19 protein-coding genes and 1 pseudogene are annotated in these 21163 nt (G+C 35.5%); 6 read left to right on the top strand and 14 right to left on the bottom strand.

The genetic code is table 11. From position 1 onward, the window contains the following. Positions 1–96: 96 nt before the first annotated feature. Positions 97–1749 carry a PAS domain S-box protein gene (locus H9655_RS14630; protein ID WP_191815272.1) on the top strand — a complete coding sequence of 551 codons (1653 nt, stop codon included), beginning with the start codon at positions 97–99 and terminating at the stop codon, positions 1747–1749. Positions 1750–2275: 526 nt separating this feature from the next. On the opposite strand, the gene H9655_RS14635 is transcribed toward H9655_RS14630, so the two are convergent. From H9655_RS14635 to H9655_RS14655, 5 genes are all read right to left on the bottom strand, one after another. Then, the gene (locus tag H9655_RS14635) at positions 2276–3454 is read right to left on the bottom strand and encodes a toxic anion resistance protein (RefSeq protein ID WP_191815274.1); all 1179 of its coding nucleotides are present in this window, start codon (positions 3452–3454) and stop codon (positions 2276–2278) included. Next, positions 3451–4092, bottom strand: coding sequence for a 5-bromo-4-chloroindolyl phosphate hydrolysis family protein (locus tag H9655_RS14640; protein ID WP_318245496.1), 642 nt, complete (start codon positions 4090–4092; stop codon positions 3451–3453). Before H9655_RS14640 ends, H9655_RS14635 begins: the two co-directional genes overlap by 4 nt. 309 nt (positions 4093–4401) lie before the next feature. Continuing rightward, positions 4402–5844, bottom strand: a complete 1443-nt coding sequence (locus H9655_RS14645; RefSeq protein ID WP_191815279.1) for a PAS domain S-box protein — start codon at positions 5842–5844, stop codon at positions 4402–4404. 61 nt (positions 5845–5905) lie between these two features. Further along, positions 5906–6829: a ketopantoate reductase family protein gene (locus tag H9655_RS14650; RefSeq protein WP_191815281.1), complete on the bottom strand. Its 924-nt coding sequence runs from the start codon at positions 6827–6829 to the stop codon at positions 5906–5908. Between the two features lie 131 nt (positions 6830–6960). Next, positions 6961–7497, bottom strand: coding sequence for a class D sortase (locus H9655_RS14655; RefSeq protein ID WP_404826104.1), 537 nt, complete (start codon positions 7495–7497; stop codon positions 6961–6963). A 298-nt stretch (positions 7498–7795) separates the two neighbouring features. Between H9655_RS14655 and H9655_RS14660 the strand changes: the two genes are divergently transcribed. Next, positions 7796–8530 (top strand): metal-binding protein ZinT, encoded by a 735-nt coding sequence (locus H9655_RS14660; protein WP_225230658.1) that lies wholly within the window; start codon positions 7796–7798, stop codon positions 8528–8530. A gap of 114 nt (positions 8531–8644) precedes the next feature. Here H9655_RS14660 and H9655_RS14665 read toward each other — a convergent pair whose 3' ends face one another. From H9655_RS14665 to H9655_RS14700, 8 genes are all read right to left on the bottom strand, one after another. Next, complete coding sequence (locus tag H9655_RS14665; protein ID WP_191815285.1) at positions 8645–9472, bottom strand: STAS domain-containing protein; 828 nt, start codon at positions 9470–9472, stop codon at positions 8645–8647. 109 nt (positions 9473–9581) lie between these two features. Then, entirely contained in the window at positions 9582–10847 is a 1266-nt protein-coding gene (locus tag H9655_RS14670; protein ID WP_191815287.1) for a dicarboxylate/amino acid:cation symporter, read from the bottom strand. A gap of 140 nt (positions 10848–10987) precedes the next feature. After that, positions 10988–11905 carry a phosphotransferase gene (locus tag H9655_RS14675; RefSeq protein WP_191815289.1) on the bottom strand — a complete coding sequence of 306 codons (918 nt, stop codon included), beginning with the start codon at positions 11903–11905 and terminating at the stop codon, positions 10988–10990. Positions 11906–12096: 191 nt separating this feature from the next. Then, entirely contained in the window at positions 12097–12783 is a 687-nt protein-coding gene (locus H9655_RS14680; RefSeq protein ID WP_263600757.1) for a glycerophosphodiester phosphodiesterase, read from the bottom strand. A 37-nt stretch (positions 12784–12820) separates the two neighbouring features. After that, the gene (locus H9655_RS14685; RefSeq protein ID WP_191815292.1) at positions 12821–14146 is read right to left on the bottom strand and encodes an ABC transporter substrate-binding protein; all 1326 of its coding nucleotides are present in this window, start codon (positions 14144–14146) and stop codon (positions 12821–12823) included. A 21-nt stretch (positions 14147–14167) separates the two neighbouring features. Next, a complete protein-coding gene (locus H9655_RS14690; protein ID WP_191815294.1) occupies positions 14168–14980 on the bottom strand; it encodes a carbohydrate ABC transporter permease in 813 nt (270 codons plus the stop codon). Next, positions 14977–15903, bottom strand: coding sequence for a carbohydrate ABC transporter permease (locus H9655_RS14695; RefSeq protein ID WP_191815296.1), 927 nt, complete (start codon positions 15901–15903; stop codon positions 14977–14979). Before H9655_RS14695 ends, H9655_RS14690 begins: the two co-directional genes overlap by 4 nt. A 4-nt stretch (positions 15904–15907) precedes the next feature. Beyond that, positions 15908–16993, bottom strand: a complete 1086-nt coding sequence (locus tag H9655_RS14700; RefSeq protein WP_191815298.1) for an ABC transporter ATP-binding protein — start codon at positions 16991–16993, stop codon at positions 15908–15910. Positions 16994–17566: 573 nt separating this feature from the next. On the opposite strand from H9655_RS14700, the gene H9655_RS14705 reads away from it, so the two are divergent. Further along, complete coding sequence (locus H9655_RS14705; RefSeq protein WP_191815300.1) at positions 17567–17755, top strand: hypothetical protein; 189 nt, start codon at positions 17567–17569, stop codon at positions 17753–17755. A 253-nt stretch (positions 17756–18008) separates the two neighbouring features. Here H9655_RS14705 and H9655_RS14710 read toward each other — a convergent pair whose 3' ends face one another. Beyond that, positions 18009–18536, bottom strand: coding sequence for a helicase (locus tag H9655_RS14710; protein ID WP_191815302.1), 528 nt, complete (start codon positions 18534–18536; stop codon positions 18009–18011). Between the two features lie 904 nt (positions 18537–19440). Between H9655_RS14710 and H9655_RS14715 the strand changes: the two genes are divergently transcribed. The 3 genes and pseudogenes from H9655_RS14715 to H9655_RS14725 all read left to right on the top strand — a co-directional run bounded on the left by H9655_RS14715 (position 19441) and on the right by H9655_RS14725 (position 20907). Then, positions 19441–19749 (top strand): RNA polymerase sigma factor, encoded by a 309-nt coding sequence (locus H9655_RS14715; protein WP_191815305.1) that lies wholly within the window; start codon positions 19441–19443, stop codon positions 19747–19749. Positions 19750–19853: 104 nt separating this feature from the next. Next, a pseudogene (locus H9655_RS22925) lies at positions 19854–20009 on the top strand (sigma factor-like helix-turn-helix DNA-binding protein); the annotation flags it as partial. Further along, positions 20002–20907, top strand: a complete 906-nt coding sequence (locus H9655_RS14725) for a hypothetical protein (protein WP_191815309.1) — start codon at positions 20002–20004, stop codon at positions 20905–20907. The pseudogene H9655_RS22925 and the gene H9655_RS14725, both read left to right, overlap by 8 nt. Positions 20908–21163: the final 256 nt, after the last annotated feature.

Raw genomic sequence — 21163 nt, forward strand, 5'->3', positions numbered from 1 at the left:
TTAATTATTAAAATACTCAATCTTTAATGGCGAAATTATTCAGAATCGATTACTATATAATAGTGATTATTTGTTTTACAGAACAGGAGCATAGATATGAAAACAAAATTCTTAATCTTCTTTTTTCTAGGTAGTATCATTTGGGTCATTTCAACAAACCTACTCATTAGTGTATTTCATACACCATCTAACCTATTCCCCATGATACATATAAAAGACATTATATATATCTCCTTTACTACTTGTCTCTTCTACTATTTTATAAAAAGAATTGAAGAATTAAATACATCCAAAGAAGATAAAGAGAGATTATCCACACTTATAAATGCAATGGTCGATTTCGTAAATTTTAAAGATGAAAAAGGAAGATGGATCGAAGCGAATAAAGTCGCCCTTGAACTATTTAACCTTGAAGAAGACCAATATCGGGGAAAAACAGATATTGAACTCGGCGATCAGGCAAGAAGTTTTTACAAAAATTCCTTCGCTCATTGTATGATTTCAGATGAGGAAACATGGGATAGTGGAAAAATTACGAGAATCGAGGAAAATATTTTACAGCCCGATGGAACAAAGAGGACATTTGACACGATTAAAGTGCCTCTTTTTCATGAAGACCGAAGTAGAAAAGGACTTGTCATTATCGGTAGAGATATTTCCGAAAGAAAGAAATTGGATGAATTATTGCAAGAAAGTCAGCAACAATATAAATCGCTGTTTTTGTATAGCCAGGATATGATCGTAATGATGGATCTATCAGGACGAATTACTCAAGCAAACCCTCAATTTAAGGAGATAACCGGTTATCACCCAGAAGAAGTACTCCAACAACCTATCACCCACCTATTTCCTAAAGACTTACATGATGAAGTATTTAATAGTCTTGAACACATACGACAAACAAATCAACATATACAATGTGAGATGGTTATGAACCATAAAGATGGTCCCCAGATCATCTTAGAATGTACAGCTGTGCCTATGATTATCAATAATAAACAAGCTGGTATTATTTTTTATGGGAAAGACGTCACAAAACTACGATTAGCTGAAGAACAATTAAGAAAAACGGAAAAGTTATCTGTAGTTGGTGAACTTTCTGCGAGTGTGGCTCATGAAATAAGAAACCCACTCACTTCATTAAAAGGATTTGTCCAAGTATTAACGACAGAAGACAGTAAACATGAATTTTATTATCGCATTATGGAAGAAGAATTGGATCGCATCAATCATATTGTTAGCGAACTATTACTACTAGCCAAACCACAAGAGATTAAATTCATTCAAGCAGACATCTTTGAATTACTCCATAATGTCATTTCACTATTAAAAACAGAAGCATCACTCCATAATATCCAAATACAATTAAAGACATATTTACGCACGCAAATTTCTATACTGTGTGAGCCTAATCAACTTAAACAATTATTTATCAATTTAATTAAGAATGCTATTGAAGCCTCAACTGACGGAGACGGTCAAATCATCATTTCATTAGAAAAAGAAGAGGATAAGGCCATCATTAAAATATCTGATAATGGGGATGGGATGTCTCCGGAATTATTAACAAAACTCGGCGAACCTTTTTATTCATCCAAAGAAAAAGGTACTGGTCTTGGCTTAACAGTCAGCAATAAAATAGTCCAAAGCCACAATGGTTCCATTGATTTCTCAAGTGTTTTACATGAGGGAACAACAGTAACTGTCAAGCTACCGATACAAATCGCTTCTCGTGTACCAGTTGGGTAATGGAAAAGCCAAAATGCCATTTCACGGCGAACATTGGCATTTTGGCTTGGCTATTCCTCTAATCTTTAACATGAGTTTCGATAACACATCTAGCCAGTTTTTCTTGCTTTTGTGTTCTTAGTTCTATGGAGCCTCTTTTGGGGCTAGATTTCTTCTCTTTCCCATTTGCCCACACAACTCGGATCTTTCACTCCACTTGTGTGCGAATTTTCCATGTTCATTTTTGTGATTCCTTCTTAATCTACCCTTTACCATTCTTGAGAGACCTTTAATTCGGCTAATGAAAGCTGCATTCCTTCTATTCATACAGTTTCTCTTTTATATGCATTTTTGTATGCGGAACTTTTGCCGAAATCTTTCTATTACCCCCTCACTTCTGCTAAGTCTGGTTTTTCTCAGTTTTCTGTTCCGCCTACTTATTCAACTTTCTAGACATGCCCTTTCAGTTTAATTATTCCTTCACCTAAAAAGGCACAAACAAATACTAAATGAGCATTTGTTTGTGCCTAATGATATAAACCACTCTTTATTTATCTTTTACTTCTAATAATTTCAACCTCAAGTCGTTTTCCATATGGGCTAGATCACTTTCGGCTTGTTTTCTTTTATGTCTGCCTTCTTCTTGGATGCGTAATGTTTCTTCAATCGTTTCGACAAGATTTTGCTGAGTTTTCTTTAATGTTTCTATATCTACTAAACCACGTTCATTCTCTTTCGCTGTTTCGATTGTGTTCATTTTCAGCATTTCTGCATTCTTCAATAGTAAATCATTGGTTGCCTTTGACACCTGTTTTTGTGCTTCGACTGCATGGCGTTGGCGAATCAACGTTAAAGCAATAGAGACTTGATTCTTCCATAATGGAATGGCAGTCATAATGGATGATTGTATCTTTTCAACTAGCGCTTGGTTGGTATTTTGAATCAATCGAATTTGAGGCGCACTTTGGATAGTAATCTCTCGACTTAGTTTTAGATCGTATAATCGTTTATCCAATCTCTCAGCAAACTGGACTAAGTCATTCACTTCCTGTACTTTCATTTGATCCTGTGATGATTCAGCTTTCTTTTTTAAATCCGGAATAGATCGTTCTCTCATTTCCTCCAGCTTCAGTTCCCCAGCAGCGATATAAATATTTAAAGCATGAAAATATTCTTTATTGCTTTCATATAGCTTATCTAGCATCACAATATCTGAAAGAAGCAAGTTTTTACTACGTTCTAACTTCACACTAATGCGATCTATTTGTGCGCCTACCTTTTGATATTGCGACAATACTTCATGGACAGAACCTGAAAGCTTGCCGAATATTTTTGAGAAAAATCCTGGTTTTTCCTGTTTTAAATCATCCGGGTTCACTTCATTAAATTTTTGCATCAGTTCCCCTAATATTGAACCTACTTCACCGACATCTTTTCTTTGCACATGATCAAGCATCGCATGTGAAAAATTGAGTAATTTTGATTGAGCAGGTGTACCATATGAAATCATAGCTTGATGATTACTCGGGTCGATCTGGTCAGCTAATTGGTAAGCTTTTTGTCGGTTTTCCTCTGGAATGACATCAATCAATTTTACTCGATTCGATGAGTCCTCACTTTTAACCTTTGTCTCTGCCTCTTTACTACCAAACGGGTCTTCTAAAAGATCATCCAATAAATCTGCACCAAGGGTAGGTTGATTTGACGTATTTTTTTCTTTTGTCATTTTAATCGCCTACTTTCATCAATCGTTTTCTCATCCTTTAATTTCTTAATATTATGTTTGGCTACATCTATCTCATAATGAAGGTCATCAATATCATTCGCTAGTACCGAACGTAAATCTTTATCTACATGAACCATTAGCTCTTGCAACGTTTTTCTGGTCTCTGTTAATGATCGCTCAAGTTCCCAATCCTTCTTCGGTTGAGAGGAAAGAAAAACATATTTTTCAGCGAGTTCTACCGCTGAATCCAAATGCGAATAGAAGAATGATTCTGCTTGATAAAAACGTCTCGGCTCCTTTTGCACAAGTTGGTAAATCCTTTTGGTCACTTTAATAAAATCTTTACGTTGACGACCAGATGGCCAATGGCGAATGGCCATTAAAGCACGATGTAAGCGAGTCATCTTGATTCGGGCATCTTCTAAATTATCTTGTATAAATCGAAACTCTTTCCGTTTGAGCCCCTTACTTTTCATCCAACGATGGACAATAATTATTCCACTTATCCAATACGTAAAAGCACCCACCCCGGCACCAATTAATCCACTCATCCAAAAACCGTTATTCATAAAAAAGTAGCTAATTAACCATGTCAACACAGACACAGGTACAGTGATCAGTATCCGTAAAAAAAACACATAGAACGGGTTCAAAATTATCGACTCCTGACTTTACGCTTATACTATTTACGTAATTCGTCTTATTTAAGTTTCAAAATAAGTAAACTTATTTTTATTTACCCTTACAGTATAAGAATACAACATTTGAAGGAGCTTTTTCCATGGACTAAGATTGTAATTCCAACTAAGCCTTAAGTCTTAAAGCTGATGTTTACAAAAAAACTCGCTTAAATAGCGAGAAAGGCTGAAATGATCATTAAATATAAAAAATGCATTTTCCATTATAAATGCATTCATTTATGTATCATTCATAAACGATGATTCCCTTTATGAATAACCTAGTTCAACGGTTACTACTGTACCGCCACCTGGTTTACTATCTATCTTCATCGTTCCGTTATGCTCTTGAATAATTTTATTGCTCACAGTCAGCCCTAAACCGATTCCTTTATCCTTTGTTGTATAAAAAGGAGTCCCTAAATAATGCAAACGATCTGAGCTTATACCTATACCCTCGTCTTTAAAATTAATTCTTACTCTTTTATTTCTTAATACTTCTATAGCTATAATGACTTCCCCACCGTTTGGCATTGACTCTATAGAGTTTTTTAAGAAATTAATAAACACTTGCTTTAATTGATTTTGATTGCACAGTAATTCAATTGATTGATTGGGCTTAATGAAACGAATTTGGACATTACACATCATAGCTTGTGGGTGAAGAAATTTAAATGTAGCTTCTAAAATCTCATAAAGGTCAAAATAATCATAATCAACTACTTGTGGCTTAGCTAAAGACATGAATTCATTGACAATTCCATCTATACGTTCTAGTTCATGAGAAATAATTGACAAATACTCTTTCTGTTTATCTTTCTCCTCCATATAATGTAATAGTTTTGAAAAACCCTTTAACGATGTCAGTGGATTTCTGATTTCATGTGCCACACTTGCTGCTAGTTGGCCAATAATGGATAGACGATCTAAATTTCTTAGAGCATCATCATTTTTTACTCGATCGGTGACATCCCTACCGACACAAACATACAATTGAATTTCATTAAACTCATTAAAAATCGGAGAAATATTTGACTCAATATATATGATATTCCCATTACTCGTTTTCATGCGTGATTGTAGGATTTGGGATTCTCCGGTATCATTAATTTTTTTATACAATAATTCACTGTATTCTCTTTCTTCTTTATTCATATGATCCATTACACCTTTGCCTAGATAGGTGCCTTTTTCCAACCCTAATAATTCCTCAAAGGATGGGGATACATAAATGACCTTCTTATCTAGACCGTACAGTAAAATTAAATCTGACGTGTGCTCTGTAATTAATCGACTGATCCCTAAATTATTTGAGACGATATCCTCTATACATTCAGTATCTGGCAATTCTTTAATAAATGTAATACCACCGACAATTTGCTCTAATGAATCATAAATGGGATAATGCGATAATTCCAAATTAATAAGATGACCATCTTTATGAATACCCTTTGCTTCCGCTTTATCTTGAAAAGGCTTTAATATATTGTCTTTCTTCAACCGCAAATGAGTATATAAATTCGTACCAAGTGCATCTTGTTCACGGTAGCCCAATAGGTCCGTATACGATTGATTAATTTTATTTATCCGATGATTTATGCTTGTCAAAACGATAGCTGCAGATGTATGGTTCATTAATAAGTGAGTAACCTCTCTTGGGTAAACCACCTTTAGGCTACTATGATTTTGAAAAAGCGCATCATTCTTTGACATAGAAACCTCCAAACTTCCTCTAACCCAGTTTATTCTACAATTTTATTCCTTTTCAGTGGTCTTAAACTGAATGACTATCAATACGTTGGATGTTTTCATATAACATCTGATTTGTGGTTGGTTGTGCTAGCTTGTGCTTTTTATACAATGCTAATACCGTTCCTGCAAAAAGCTCCACTTCACTTTTCCTTCCAGCCTCGACATCTTGTGCCATAGATGGCTTTCCCTCTGCATTTAATTGATTGAGAACATTTAACCAATAAGATAAGTCATCTTCTGTTAAAGTAATCCCTTCATATGGCGCAATACGAATCACTTCTCGCATTGCTGCAATCATTGTTTCTCTCGGTTCTCCCTCTACTTGAATTGTTCCATAATTCCCCCGATAGACTGCAACTGTCTGATTTACACCCACATTCAACATGAATTTGCCCCACTGTCTCTTTAGCATATTAGTATCTACTTCATAAGGGATGCCTGTGCGATCGAAAAATTCAGCTACTTCCTTTGTCATTATTGATATCGTTCCAGCCCCCTGATCGCCAAAACAAATCATCCCCATATGATGATAGCTTAGTATATTGTTTACTTTAACAGCATCCATCCCTTGGGCGACGCTATATAAAACCTTGTCTTCTCCAAATACACTACCTAATATGCGTTCACTTGAAATCCCGTTTAATAAAGAAAGAATGATTGTATGCTCACTGACAATTGGCTTAGCTAATTCAATGGCAGCATCCAACCCATCTGCTTTAACTGAAAAGATGAGTAAATCAACTGGTTTTTCTATGCTTTCTGGTGTTCTATAATCAAAATCGCAAAACTGTTCGTTTGCATAAACTCCTTTCTCTTTATATTTTTTAACTCTTGTCTCATCAGCAACAAATGTAAGTGCTCCTTTTGGTAATGAAAGGTTCATTTGGCTACCAAAAAGAATACCTAACGCACCCAATCCAATAAAAGAAACTGATTGAATCCCCATTCATCTAACCCTTTCATACTTTTATTGAAATTTTATCACAAAATTCTAAAAAAATAAGGGGCTAGAGAACGTTAGTATAATAATTTTATATGAATAAGGAATTCTTACCTATTTATTGCTCTATTTTCGTCTTATTTAACTCGCTCAGCATAAATAATGTATCTCTCAGGTGCATCTCCCACAAAACTAAAAGGATAGCAAGTGGTAACAATTAATTCTTCTTCTGTTTGTTGCAATGTAATCACACTTGTATCTTCTTTATCTACAATTTTTGTTTTAGTAATTTTATAATCAAATTCTCCATATGGTACCTTTATAGTGAAAATATCATTTAAATTTAACTTGCCCATCCCCCTAAAGACGGTGTCCCTATGACCTGAGAGTACAATTTGGCCTCCCTCATTCGGATATAAACTTCCTAGATAATGACCAACTCCTTTAGCCAGATCATCTGCATCAACTCCCTCAATAATGGGTAATTCTGCATCAAGCTTTGGTATCGAGAGTATCCCTGCTGCTTCTCCCTTTTTCGGCAAATAAGCCTCTGTCTTTTGCACTCCTTCAGCTACCTTTGCTTTGGCCACTTGTAATGACTGTGATTCCTTCACATTACCAGCAATAATTGTCCAAACACTAAATCCGATAAATAATAGACCAATAAACATCATACTAAGACCGATTTTTTTCAAGCTCGTCTACACTCCATTCAAAAACGAATTAATCTACCAAATCTTAATTCCAGTATATAGTAAACCCTCTCTGATCTGGTAGCAATATTTTATTTTCCCCTCTCGTAAATAATAATAATTACGATTTATATTGACAAAAACTGAATCCCACAGTATAGTCAAAAAGTACAAAAAAGAATGGTTACGATTTATCTATCATAAACCTTTATTTCATTTTATACATATAATGTCTGCAGTATAAATCGTAATCATTACGAAAAAAGGAGAGGGACAAAAAATGACCAGAATCAAACCTATTTTCTTTATGAGCTTCCTGCTATTTATTTTAGTTGGTTGTGCTGAGAAGGAAGTCACAGATTCATCGGCAAATGATCAGACTGTAGCTGAAACAGATACTCATGACCATGAACACGATGAAAATCATGAACATGAACACGGACATGATCATAGTCATCACCATGAAGACAGTGACCAGCAAATTTACGAAGGATATTTCGATGAGGATCAAGTAAAAGACCGCTCCCTTTCTGATTGGGAAGGAGACTGGCAGTCTGTTTATCCTTATTTAACAAATGGAACACTGGATGAAGTATTAGAGAACAAAGCTAAAGAGAATGGAGAAAAAACTTTTGATGAATACAAAGAGTATTATACGGTAGGTTACGAAACAGAGATTGATAGAATAGAAATCGCCGATGAAAAAATGATATTTCATCATGAAGACACTACACTTTCTGGCACATATGAATATGATGGATTAGAGATCCTCACTTATGAAGCCGGTAATCAAGGTGTTCGGTATTTGTTCAATCGAGTAGATGGAGATCAAGCCGCACCAAGATTTGTGCAATTTAGTGACCATCATATATATCCAACACCTAGCGCTCATTTTCATATTTATCTAGGCAATGAAAGTCAGGAAGATCTCTTAGAAGAACTAACAAATTGGCCAACTTATTATCCATCAGAAATGAGCGGCGAAGAAATTGTTCACGAGATGATCGCACATTAATAACTAAATGATAGAGAGTAACTAAGTTTGTAAAAGGACAGAAACCAGTTTCACTCACTACGAAACTTAAATAGAACACGAAAAATCCTCGTGTTCTATTTCTCATTTAACTATTTATAATGTCTTTGTATGTTGAATGGCTTGTGCCAATGAAGAATAGATTTTAATATTACGGAAATTAATACCTAATTGAACAGCTGTTTGCGCAATTTCTGGTCGAATACCTGAAAGGCTAGCGATGGTACCAATTAATTTCAAGCCATCTATGACCTGAAAAATTTGAGCAGCCACCATTGTATCAATGATTGCTACGCCAGATAAATCAATAACCAGCTCTTCAATTTGCATATTATTACATTGTTCGAGTGTTTTATCAAAAATAACTTGAGCACGATGAGTATCAATATCTCCAACTAAAGGGAGAATAGCTACATCCTGTTTAATTTTTATCACTGGTGTACTAAGTTCAACGATCATCTCTTGCTGTGCTTTTAACATACGATTCGATTCTTCGATATTTCTTTTACTAAATTCACTCATAATTTTTCTAAATGATTGCGAAATCACTCGATTAAGCGTGTTGACCTCTTTATGTGATAACATCGTCGTTGATTCTTCAATATAATATTGAACTACATCGAAATATTGCTCTTGCACACTAAGAAATTCACTAATGATTTCATCTAATGGTGTGCTTAAATGAGCAGGATCCTTTGCAATAGAAGTAACCCATTCGTCGAATGCTTCTGTTGGTGCGTCAGATTCTGTGTTAAATATTTCTGCAAAGATTTCATGGAATGCATGATTTTGTTCCTTTAATATAGCAATTTGGGACGCGTCTGTTGTGCTATAGACACCATCTTTTCTCTTATCTAATTCCGCATACCAATTCTCTGTTAAATCCCATGTTTTATCCTTAAAGTACTCGTAAAATGATTTCATCCGCATTTTCTCCTAATCATCAACATTGTGAGTATCACTTTCCCCAAAATATGATACCAGCATTCTTATACCCAATCACCTAAAACTATAAACCTACTTTTATAAAAAGTTAAACTGTTTTTACATGGAGCGCCTTTTTCAACCAATTTTTTCCCTCTACTAATCTGCTAACCATCATCGCGCACACCGTATTACCTGTTGAGTTCAGAAGCGTTGCTGGCGCATCAATAATTGTACTGATAACAGCTATAATCGGTAGTACTTCAGGCGGAAATCCAAATACACTTAAGATGAGCATTTCACCAATTAAGCCACCACTAGGTATAGCTCCCATAACCGCACCTACTAAAAAGGCGACAGCAATAATACTTAAGATTGTTGGCAGATCTGTCATACTTTGCCCAAATAAGCTAAATATAAATACAATCTTAATCACGCCACCAAAGACTGAACCATCTTTATGAGTATTTGCTCCTAATGGGATAACTGTTTCAGCAATATCCTTAGGTACACCCATTTTCTTCGTCGCGTCAAGATTAACTGGAATACTTGCCGCACTTGAACATGTTGCAATTGCAGTCACTGACGGTGGAATCGCATTTTTCCAAAATACACTGATTCCCTCTTTCCCACCAGCAATAAAGGCATACAATGTGAAAAAGCCAAAATAATAAACAAGTGTTATGCCTAAATATAAAACAAAAGCACGAACATAACCACCTAAAATTTGCGGTCCTAATTCACCAATGATTGTTGCAAAATAACACCCTAGACCAATCGGCGCATAATACATGACAATCTTTACAATTTTCATCATAATATCTGTGCCTGATTGTAAGAAGGTAGCCATTGGTCTGCCTTTCTCACCTACTAGTGCGGTAGCCAAGCCAAATAAAATGGCAAAAACAATCAGCTGTAACATATTGCTTTTAGAGAATAAAAGATGAAAATCATTTACAGTCACCGTCTCAACAAGTTTTGCAAGTAACGAAATATTCTCAGTTTCATCCTCAGCCACTTCCGCCTCATCCATCATAGCAATTATACTTGAAGTATCCGTATCTTTTAATGGGTCAAATAGAGAAGTAGCTCCGAATCCTAATACAGCAGAAACAACTGCTGTCAAAAAGAAAACGAGGAATGTACTTCCCATAATTTTACCTAACCGTTTCATCCCACTAATATTCGCAATAGCCGATGCTATACTAAAAAAGACGAGCGGTACAATAATCATAAACATTAAATTTAAAAATAAATCTCCAAAAGGTTTCACAACAGATGTCGCAGGCCCAAACACTACCCCTGCTATACCGCCAATTAGAATAGCAGCTAATAACAAAATAGTCGTGCGATATGTCGAAAATAACTTCTTCATAATATAAAAACTCCCTTCCACTCTTACTTCATGACACAAAAAGAAAACTCACCCATTGGCGAGTTACTAATGGTAGCATTCAAATGTCCTAAATTGATAACCCTTGTATTTTAGCGTATTTTTAATCTTTAAGCTAGCTATTAATGATTGGAAATGAGATTCGCTAACCCTACTTTAGCTTCTCTTATGATGCCTTCATCCTGTTTATCCATCCCATAAAAAAATAAATAACACATCACATGCAGCCCTCTAAACATAGCTAACGATTCCGTTTCTTTATCAATTGCACCATAAAGTGAAAAAAAGCGTTCCCGCATATATGAAGGAAAGAAGGTATAAGCAACAGCTAAATCAACGGCTCGATGACCACGATGCATATCTCCAAAATCGATGACACCTGCAAGTCTTAAATCATCACGAATCAGAAAGTTACGGAAATAAAAATCCCCATGAACCAATGTATTCCTCGCCGTTACACTCGTGTTTGCTGCTATTTGAATCATTGCTAAAAAAGGGATTCGGGAGTCAATAACTTCATTTTCCTCCATCCATTCTAATCGTTGAATGACTGCTGTTTTTTTTGCATGAACGTCTAACCTGCCAATTTCATCTCCTATGATTCCATGAAAATGTCTACTTGGTACTTGATGAAGGGCTTTTAAAAATAGGGCAATGTCTTCAACGATGGGACCACGATCTTCCACCCTTATCTCCCGTTCATTTGTAGAAACACCCTTAATCAACGGATAGCCTGTGAATGGGTATGGAAACTTACTACTTGGTTGGCCAATATAAATAGGTGCAGAAATTTGAATATCACTGTGTAAATGTTGCTTTAATTGTGGTAACCATCTATTTTCTCTTGCTAATAAGGGGACAGCCATTTTTCTTCGCGGAAATCTAAAAATGACCGATTCATTTACAACGAAGACTTTATTATCCCATCCTTCACCGCTCTCTTTAGTGATGACAGGTTCAAGTATCGGAAACTGTTCACTAATGATTTGTTGTGCTTCATCTATCGTCACTTCAACATCGCTATCCCATACAGCAGACAATTTCATCCCTCCTCTTTATAGCGGTTTGCTATTTTAACATCCTGACAATAATTCCCTTATTTAAACTTGTAAAACTTTAATTTTAGAGTAAAAGCTCTTATAGACATGAAAAATACTCCCCGTTAGTAGTCAGTTTTTTAATCTGTCTACTAACGGGGAGCAGTTCAATCACACAACACTTGCTCTATTTTTCATTTGAGATGTTCAGGTACGTCTGTCATAATGACTTCCACACCTGTTTCAACTAATTGCTCCTTTACGGCTCTTTCGTTTACCGTATAGACACGAAGAGGATATCCTTTTTCTATCGCTTCTCTTCCATAAGTAGAAAGCGCGTAACTTGGCTGACAATGAATGGCATCGGCACCGATATCATTCGCTATTTTAATAGCATCCTTCTTCACACCAGCAATTAAATAACCAACCGAGATATTCGGATTTATCGCTTTCACTTTCTTTAAACTAGATGCATTAAATGAAGAAATAATGACTCGGTCTTGTAATTGGTAACGATCAATCAAATCTAACACTTTTCTTTCCATCCCATCATAAGCAATGATATCGTTCTTTAATTCTATATTTAATGTAAGGTCATTGCCTTCTTCTAGAAGCCACTCTAATACTAGTTGAAGTGATGGTAAACCCTCGCCGATAAAATCAGATGAAAACCATCCCCCTGCATCAAAGCCAAGGAGTTCTTCTAAAGTTAAATCTTTAACATAACCCTTGCCATTCGTAGTCCGATTAATTTTTTCATCGTGAATAATGACTAGATGACCATCCCTACTCATTTGCACATCTAATTCAATTCCCTCCACTCCAGCATTTAGGGCAGCTTGGAATGCGGTCATTGTATTTTCAGGAAAGGTACCACTCATTCCCCGGTGAGCGTATATGGAAACCTCTTCTACCCTCTCACTGACTCCCATTTTTTCTGTTCGCTGCCTCTAATGACTGATCTATTTCTGCTGCTGCACGATCCAATGCTTCTTTCGGTTCAACACCTTGATAGAGGCTTTCCATTGCGCTCACAACTTTTTGCCGTGCTTCTGGGAAGACTGAAATTAATGCCCCTTGAGTCGCCTCAGATGGAATGGTATTTTTCAACTGATCAACCGTTACTTTGAGCTGTGGATACTTCTCCCACTCTTCTTGTACAACCGGTAAGTCATAGGCTGCTGGGTTAATAGAGAAATAACCTGACTTTAAATGCCATTGTGCCTGTACATCAGGTGTCGTCACATATTTCATGAACTCCCATGCAGCACGCTGTTTTTCCTCATCAATATCTTTCGCCATCCATAAAGAGGCACCGCCAATAATTACCCCTTGTCTGTCTACTCCATCCGGTACAGGTAAATATCCTGCGCCGACTTCAAACGGTGCATTATCCACTGTAGCTCTAATACCTGCTGATGAGTCTAGATACATAGCAATTTTGCCAGATTGGAAAGCAGCACGGATATCATCCCAATTTTGTCCAGTATTATAGAAAGTACCTTCTTTATGCATCTCACTAATTAATTCAAATACTTTTAGCCCTTCTTCACCATTAAATACTGCCTTTTCCGCATTACCAGAACGTCCGTTATCATTATCTACAAATAAGCCACCTTGTACGGCGATTAATTCCTCAATAAACCAACCGTAATTTAAAATTGAAAAACCCACTTGGTCATCCTTCGTTAATTTCTTCGCTGCTTCTTTTATTTCGCTATACGTCTCAGGCGCTTTCTCTGGATCTAATCCAGCTTCTTTAAAAGCATCTTTATTATAAATAAGTACCGGAGTAGATGAATTAAATGGCATGGAATATTGCGTATCATCTACAGAATAATAATTAGTGATATTCTTCTCCCATTGATTCATATCGTATCCTTCATCATCAATAAACTTCTGCACTGGTTGTATTTTCCCTGAATCAATCATATATTTCGTCCCGACTTCAAAAGTTTGCATAATTGCTGGTGCATCTTCTGTTCCAGCTACCGTATTAAACTTCGTAATCGCTTCTTCATATGTCCCTTGAAAAACAGGCGTAACTGTAATCTCATCTTGTTCTGCATTGAAGCCATCCGCTACTTCTTGCACAACATTCTCAAGCTCACCACTCATCGAATGCCAAAATATCACTTCTGTTTTTCCATCACCACTAGATTCCTCTGTATTTGCCGCATCATTTGAACATGCCGTCATGAATATTAGCATACATAAGATACTCACCATCCAAAGCTTCTTCATTCTTTTCATCCTCTCCCCACTCTACTTTATTGCTCCTCTAGTTAACCCCTCTTGTAAACGTTTTTGACCAACAAAGATTAATAGTAAAGTTGGCAAAATGACGAGCATGACTCCTGCCATTACCACCCCCCATTCAGAGGCAATTTCTTGTGTCTGCATCTGCTTTAAGCCAATCTGAACGGTCCTTACCTTTTCATCATTTGTGACAAGCAATGGCCATAAATACATATTCCAAGCCGTCAAGAAACAATAGATTCCGAGCGTAATTAAACTTGTTTTTGAAATCGGCAAGACAACCGTTAAGAAGAACTTAAAGCGACTGATCCCTGAAACTTGGGAAGCTTCATATAATTCAATAGGAATCGTCTTAAACTGTTGTCTAAGCAGAAAAGTCCCAAAAGCCATTGCGAAAAAAGGAATCGTTAATCCTGGAAAACTATTTAACCACCCTAACGATTGCACCGTTTGAAAGTTTGGCACCATTGTCGCTTCCCAAGGAATCATCATCGTGGAAATAAAAAGCATAAACAAAAGGTTTTTCCCTTTAAATTTTGTAAAAACAAAAGCAAAGGCTGCTAAACTGCATAGTAGTAATTGGCCTAACATAATGACTGTGGATACGACCAAGCTATTGATCAAATACCGCAGTAACGGGACCTTTTCGAAAGCATTAATATAATTGGTTAGTGTAAAGTTTTCTGGTATGAGCTTTCCTTGCAGGACTTCTCCCCCTTGCATAAAACTAATCATGAAAGCGTAAACGATGGGGAAAAACATGATAAATCCTGAAAGAATAAGGAGCAAATATAAGAAGATTTTTTTCCCGATTGTCATTGATAATGCACCTTCCTCTCACCTAGCTTGAACTGAATCACTGTTAAGATGAAGACACATAGAAAAAGAATCACTGCCTGTGCGCTGGCAGAGCCAATATTATAATTAATGAATGCATCTTTATAAATGGAGTACACAATCACATTGGTTGAATCAGTCGGTCCTCCCTTTGTCAAAATATCGATTTGCCCAAATGACTGAAAAGAATTGATCATCGTCACTGTAAGAACAAAGAAAAGCGTTGGTGACAGCATAGGAATTGTGATTTTTCTAAAAGAATAATAAGAACTTACCCCTGCAATTCTTGCGCTCTCATATAATTGGGAATCGATATTTTGTAAACCCCCTAGCAAAATGAGAAACGTAAACCCTGTATTCATCCAAATCGTCGCGATTGCGACTGATAGCAATGCTGTATTCGGATCTAATAAGAAATGCATATCTGCCAAACCAAAAAAGTTTAGTATTTTGTTTGCTATGCCAATCGATGGGTTATAAATAAACATCCATATAACTGATGAGGCAGCTACACTCATCCCCATCGTTGAGGAAAAAATGGTTCTAAAGAAACCAATGCCTTTCATTTTCTGATTAGCTAGTAACGCTAAAACAAGGGCGAGAATGACACCTACTGGTACCGTGTATAAAACGAATAAGAAAGTGGCCTTTGCACTTGTTAAAAAACTAGTTGAAGAAAGCAATGTGGTAAAGTTCTCCCAACCAGCAAAGGACAACGGTTTTCCTTGTGTATCAGTATAGAAAAAGCTCAAATATACTGTCCTAACCATCGGATAAAATAGAAAAATAATAAATAAAAGAAAAGATGGTAGTACATATAACCAGCCTTCTAAAGATGGAAGGGAAAATCGATTTTTTCTTAGAGTTGGCCGCTTTGGATCAGCGTTCATATTAAGGGATGGCATAACACTAAATCACCTCCGCACCTTCAAGAAAAGTATTCGTCTTCGTTTGGTCATCAAAGAAAACTAAGTCCTCTGCTTTGATAGCAAAAGAAACCTTCTCTCCTAAAGGAACCGCATGTTGACCTTGCCACCTTGCTGTCCACTGCAATTTTTCCGTTAACTGAAAATTGATTAATGTTTCTGTCCCAAGCATTTCTACATTCGTAACGGTAGCGTGCAATGTAGCTTCATCCGTATTCGTTGCTCTTACTAGATGTTCAGGTCTAATTCCAATCGTGAATTCACCAGCTAAATCTTGATGAATTTTCGGGAGCGTTGTATCGCATGGAAGATGAACATTTCCATTTTGAATATATCCATTAACCATATTCATCGGCGGTGCGCCAATAAACGATGCCACAAACGTATTCGCCGGATGATTATATATATCAAGCGGCTTCCCAACTTGTTGCACTTCCCCTTGATTTAAAATCATCATGCGATCAGCCATCGTCATCGCCTCTGTTTGATCATGTGTGACATAAATCATCGTAATACCCAATTTTCTTTGTAACTGCCTTATCTCTGAACGCATTTTTGTTCTCAATTTTGCATCAAGATTTGAGAGTGGTTCATCCATTAAACAGATAGGATCTTGTGTGACGATTGCTCTAGCGAGTGCTACACGCTGCCTTTGCCCCCCCGATAATTCTCTTGGTTTCCTTTTTAAATATGGTGTGAGTCCAAGCATTTCTGCCGCTTCTTGACACCTCTGCGATTGTTCAACTTTCGTCAGTTTTTTCACATGTAGGCCAAAGGCAATGTTTTGTTCAACTGTCATATGAGGAAACAAAGCATAATTTTGAAACACCATCGATAATTCTCTCTGACTTGGCTTTAACTTATTTGCATAAGCCCCGCCAATATAAAGCTCGCCACTACTAATTTCCTCTAATCCAGCAATCATCCTTAACAACGTACTTTTTCCACAACCAGATGGCCCGACTAGCACAAAAAATTCCCCAGGCTCAATTACAATATCAATTCCTTTTAACACTTCTATATCCGCTTGGTAAGACTTTCTCATCTGTTTTAACTCCAAAGCACGCATATTCTCTCACCCCTTTTACCGCCCCCTAAAGAAAGCCATATACCGATGAAGTAAAAACCCTTTACTCGTCGAATATACGGCTTTTTGAAAGAAGGCAAGTCTATCCACTTGTTATATATTCATCATACTTTTGGAATATGAAGGAAATATTAGATTCTCGTATAACAATGTAAAATAGAATTAAACTTTATGGATGGACGGTAAAGGCAGTGGTGAGAACAGGGAATATCATCGGTTGTTTACATCTTTGTTTTCTCCATTTTAGCTGCCTACTTCCTATCTACTCTTCAAACAAAAAAGAACAAAGATACGCATATTCTTTTTCCAATTAGATTATTCCTTTAGCTCTAAAAGACGAGCATGCACTGGAAAATAAAATATATGAGTCATTTGTATAGGCAAATAAAACGGAGTATCCCTTCGCTTTTAGCTAATGGGTAAAATGGGGGTTAAAAAGTCCTTTAAAAAAATATTAATTTAAAAGTAACTATTAAAACGAAAGGTGCAGGTTTGTAGAAGATAGGGAAGAAAACTCACCAATCTATATGTATAATATTCAAAGAGGTGATTGGGATGGGTGTCCTTCCAAAGGTAGTTAGAAGATTGCTTGACGATGAAATAGATGAAGAGAAATTTATTGATATAATCAATAGCGTTTATAAGCAAGATTGTTATATATATGCAATGATTCCTGATTGGGAAGAAGATTTGTTAAATCAACTGTCAGATGGCAAGAGATTAGAGATTGTATTTAGCATTTAAAATTGCTTTTTAAGGTAGTATGTTTTTTGAATAGACAAAGAAAGTTTGATTAAAAACTACCCACTCGCCCATATTTAAAGAGCCCATTTTGAACAAAGTTGTTCAAAACAGGTTAATTCCTTGTAGAAACACTGTGCCATTTTTATAAAAAAGTTCCTACTGTTAATCTTCCACTATCGCTCCCGATTGTGGAAGAATCGAAATGAAGCTTTATTGTAATGGAATTTTCACAATGCATACCTTTACTTCTATGTTACTTTGTTTTACTAAAGATAAATTGATCATCAGGATTCCAAACGTACACGTCGTCAGCAACATATCCACGCAGCCATAATACTCCATCTATTCTTCTAAGATAAAACCCTTTAGGAAAATCATCGTCATCACTTACTATCTCTGTTGCTATTGTGATAGACCCAGAAGGAGCTTGATTTTGTTTTGAGGAATTCTCTGAATTACCTTCAGGTTGGTCTAGATATTCAAGTCTTAAGTAAGGTCCTATCTCAAGAGGACATAATTCCAAACCTAGTTGGTTCGCTTTTTTAATAAGGCCTGGCATAGTTGCTCCATCAGGAAAGCCAAAATCTCTAACAGCTAGTTCAACGATTTCTAGGCTGTACTTTTTTTCGGAAGTAGTAAATTTATCATCAGATAATAATTTCTCTCCATACTGATTCATCGAGATTGAATGTTCTTGTAACCTTTGAATAAGTTCCATTTTCGAAAGCCCACCAATCTCTATTGTTTTAGTAACAACAGGACAATCTGGGTAAATTCGCATTAGTTTTCACTCCTTAAACAATCTAAAAATTCATATTATTATAATTATACATATTTCAGTAAATATATTGTAAGCTACAAATGTACTTTCTTTAACAAATCCTCTAATTATAACAAAACTCCTTCGATAGTTAAATTTAAATAGTAAAATAAGACAGATAATATTAACATACAACTTTTGATTGAATAAATTATTATAGGTTCCCAAAACAGCATAGATAGTAGTTCCAGCAAAAGCCGGTTATTTTAAATGATTATATGTACATTTCTCCTATGTTACTTCAAAAGTCTAATGACGCTTTTAACAACGAGAATTTTATAACTGGGTTGAAATTATCTCTATGAATGTCGATACACAAAATATCCTTTTGCTTGTGTACCATACGTTTGTTGCACTTGATTTGTGTGTGCATAATAATTTATTTGTACATAAATGGGGTTCGAAGCCGAATTTTGTACAGTTTCAGTGATATTACACAAACTTCTTCTGAGGTAAAAAACATATTTCAGCGAGTACATGTGCTGGTGTTGCTATTTTTATTGAAATATGGGTAAGGAGATGATCTAATATTCACGCTGATATTTTTTCTGAATATTCTAATAAAATCGTATACGAACGATGAACATAATTGTTATAATTAATATACATAGAGCTTCAGGTTCAAATCTTGGCTTAGTATTATTCAACTATCTTGGTAGGTTTGTTGAATAATGGATACGAGACAGAATGGAGACTTTTTTTATAACTAAATAGATTTTCTGGGTTTCTAGGTATCACTTCACTATGGTATTAATCCAGTTGGATTAATACCTTTTTATTTACTTTATTTTAAAATAATGGGACTGAACAGATGGGTAGTCCGTCTTATTATTTAGAAGGTAATCTTGAGAGGAGAAACAAGTTTGTGAGTGATAAATTAGAAACGGTTTATGCAAAGTATCTTGATAACAATACTGATAATGTAGACAACATTATAAATTCATTAATAAGTCTTTATAGCAAAGAATTAATGAATTTTTGTTTTACATATGTGAAGGACTGGAAGATCACTGAGGATATAGTTCAAGAGGTCTTTATAAAAGCCTACAAAAAAATTGAACAGCTTAATAATATTAAAAATGTTAGAGTATGGTTGTACAGCATATGTGCGAATCATTGTAAGGATTATTTAAGAAAGGCAGAGACTAAAAAGCTTTTTTTACTAATGTTATAGAAAGTTTTTTCAATAGTTCGACTCCATCTCCTGAAGAAGCTGTTTTAAGTAAAGATGAATCGAAAAGTATTGAGGTTTTAGTGTTGAATTGACCTTTAAAGTATCGTGAGGTTATCTTTCTTTACTATTATAAAGATATGGATATATGGGAAATTGCCGAATTATTAAACTTAAATCAATCAACTATAAGGACTAGACTCTCAAGGGGAAGAGACCGATTAAAGGGAAAATTGGGTGCTAGGGGTGATAATAATGATTGATAATGAGTTATCCAAACTTAAAACGAAATTTAATGAAAACACATTTAAAAGTAATCCATATAACGATATAGTAGGACAAAAATTTATTAATGGTGTTAAAAAGAGTACGAAGAAAAGAAATTTCCTAAAAAAGCCTTTGCCAATCATTGCACAAGTTGGAACATTAGTACTTTCTTTCTTATTACTGATTTCCTTTATTAGTAACTACACGACCCAAATAGGTGGAGTGAACGGCAGCAAGGAAAATGAACAGCAGCTTGGAATGGAGAAAGCTACACCGTTAAATCTCTCTTGTCAAAAAGGTGATAGTGTATCATCGTCCATAAAAGGGAGAAATTCAAAAGAAAATCTAGCTCAGGAAATAACACTAAAATCGGGGGGAACTTATAAAGTTGACAACAAGAATTTTAAACCTGGTTTTTACGATATTATCTCCTTAGAAGGAAATGCTGAAATAGCTAGCGTAAATCTCCATAAAGGCGAAAGATTTTTAAGTAAACAAATTTTTAAAAATAATTCTATAGAGGTTGAGGGTAACGGGATGTTGCTCCTTTGCCCATCAGAGTTTAAAAAGGAAAAAATGATAAACAAAGTTTATACATTGAAGGATAAGTCAGTATCTTATCAAGCTGGTGAAGAGATTGAGCCTGGAACATATGAGCTCCAAGTCACTAATGAAATAGAATCTTCCTTCTATGTTTTTGTTGATATAAATAATTATGAAGAAAATTCTTTAGATGCTCAAAGCTTTAATATAAGAGATACAGGAACATATACTTTTTCAATAAAAGAAGAAGAAATGTTGGAAATTCTAAACTGGTCAGATAAAGATACTGAACTAAAAATTAAAATGAAACAGATTGATGGAAGTGAAGAAAAAGGATATGGCGAATCCTGAATATAGAATTGAAATTGGGAAGGAAACACACTTCCTTTCGATTGATGAAGGGGTCTGGAAGAATTATGAATACAAAAAATACACATACGATTTACTCTTTATCCGAAAACTCAATCAAACAAGTAAATGAGTTTTGAACTAACGATGCGTTAAGAATTAATAAAACCTGTATCAACGATTACTTGGTAATCAACGATACGGCTTTACCTACCGGTAGCTATTTGTCCATATATATATTTAAATCACAGGACCTTTT

The organism is Cytobacillus stercorigallinarum (assembly GCF_014836495.1).
GTDB classification, from domain to species: Bacteria; Bacillota; Bacilli; order Bacillales; family Cytobacillaceae; genus Cytobacillus; species Cytobacillus stercorigallinarum.

What these genes read in the sequence shown, in the direction of transcription:
- H9655_RS14710 (WP_191815302.1), bottom strand. Translation starts at nt 18,536, where the DNA reads ATGCGAATTTACCCAGATTGTCCTGTTGTTACTAAAACAATAGAGATT.
- H9655_RS14645 (WP_191815279.1), bottom strand. Translation starts at nt 5,844, where the DNA reads ATGTCAAAGAATGATGCGCTTTTTCAAAATCATAGTAGCCTAAAGGTG.
- H9655_RS14685 (WP_191815292.1), bottom strand. Translation starts at nt 14,146, where the DNA reads ATGAAGAAGCTTTGGATGGTGAGTATCTTATGTATGCTAATATTCATG.
- H9655_RS14670 (WP_191815287.1), bottom strand. Translation starts at nt 10,847, where the DNA reads ATGAAGAAGTTATTTTCGACATATCGCACGACTATTTTGTTATTAGCT.
- H9655_RS14680 (WP_263600757.1), bottom strand. Translation starts at nt 12,783, where the DNA reads ATGAGTGGTACCTTTCCTGAAAATACAATGACCGCATTCCAAGCTGCC.
- H9655_RS14700 (WP_191815298.1), bottom strand. Translation starts at nt 16,993, where the DNA reads ATGCGTGCTTTGGAGTTAAAACAGATGAGAAAGTCTTACCAAGCGGAT.
- H9655_RS14705 (WP_191815300.1), top strand. Translation starts at nt 17,567, where the DNA reads ATGGGTGTCCTTCCAAAGGTAGTTAGAAGATTGCTTGACGATGAAATA.
- H9655_RS14665 (WP_191815285.1), bottom strand. Translation starts at nt 9,472, where the DNA reads ATGAAATCATTTTACGAGTACTTTAAGGATAAAACATGGGATTTAACA.
- H9655_RS14725 (WP_191815309.1), top strand. Translation starts at nt 20,002, where the DNA reads ATGATTGATAATGAGTTATCCAAACTTAAAACGAAATTTAATGAAAAC.
- H9655_RS14650 (WP_191815281.1), bottom strand. Translation starts at nt 6,829, where the DNA reads ATGGGGATTCAATCAGTTTCTTTTATTGGATTGGGTGCGTTAGGTATT.
- H9655_RS14690 (WP_191815294.1), bottom strand. Translation starts at nt 14,980, where the DNA reads ATGACAATCGGGAAAAAAATCTTCTTATATTTGCTCCTTATTCTTTCA.
- H9655_RS14630 (WP_191815272.1), top strand. Translation starts at nt 97, where the DNA reads ATGAAAACAAAATTCTTAATCTTCTTTTTTCTAGGTAGTATCATTTGG.
- H9655_RS14655 (WP_404826104.1), bottom strand. Translation starts at nt 7,497, where the DNA reads ATGATGTTTATTGGTCTATTATTTATCGGATTTAGTGTTTGGACAATT.
- H9655_RS14660 (WP_225230658.1), top strand. Translation starts at nt 7,796, where the DNA reads ATGACCAGAATCAAACCTATTTTCTTTATGAGCTTCCTGCTATTTATT.
- H9655_RS14635 (WP_191815274.1), bottom strand. Translation starts at nt 3,454, where the DNA reads ATGACAAAAGAAAAAAATACGTCAAATCAACCTACCCTTGGTGCAGAT.
- H9655_RS14695 (WP_191815296.1), bottom strand. Translation starts at nt 15,903, where the DNA reads ATGCCATCCCTTAATATGAACGCTGATCCAAAGCGGCCAACTCTAAGA.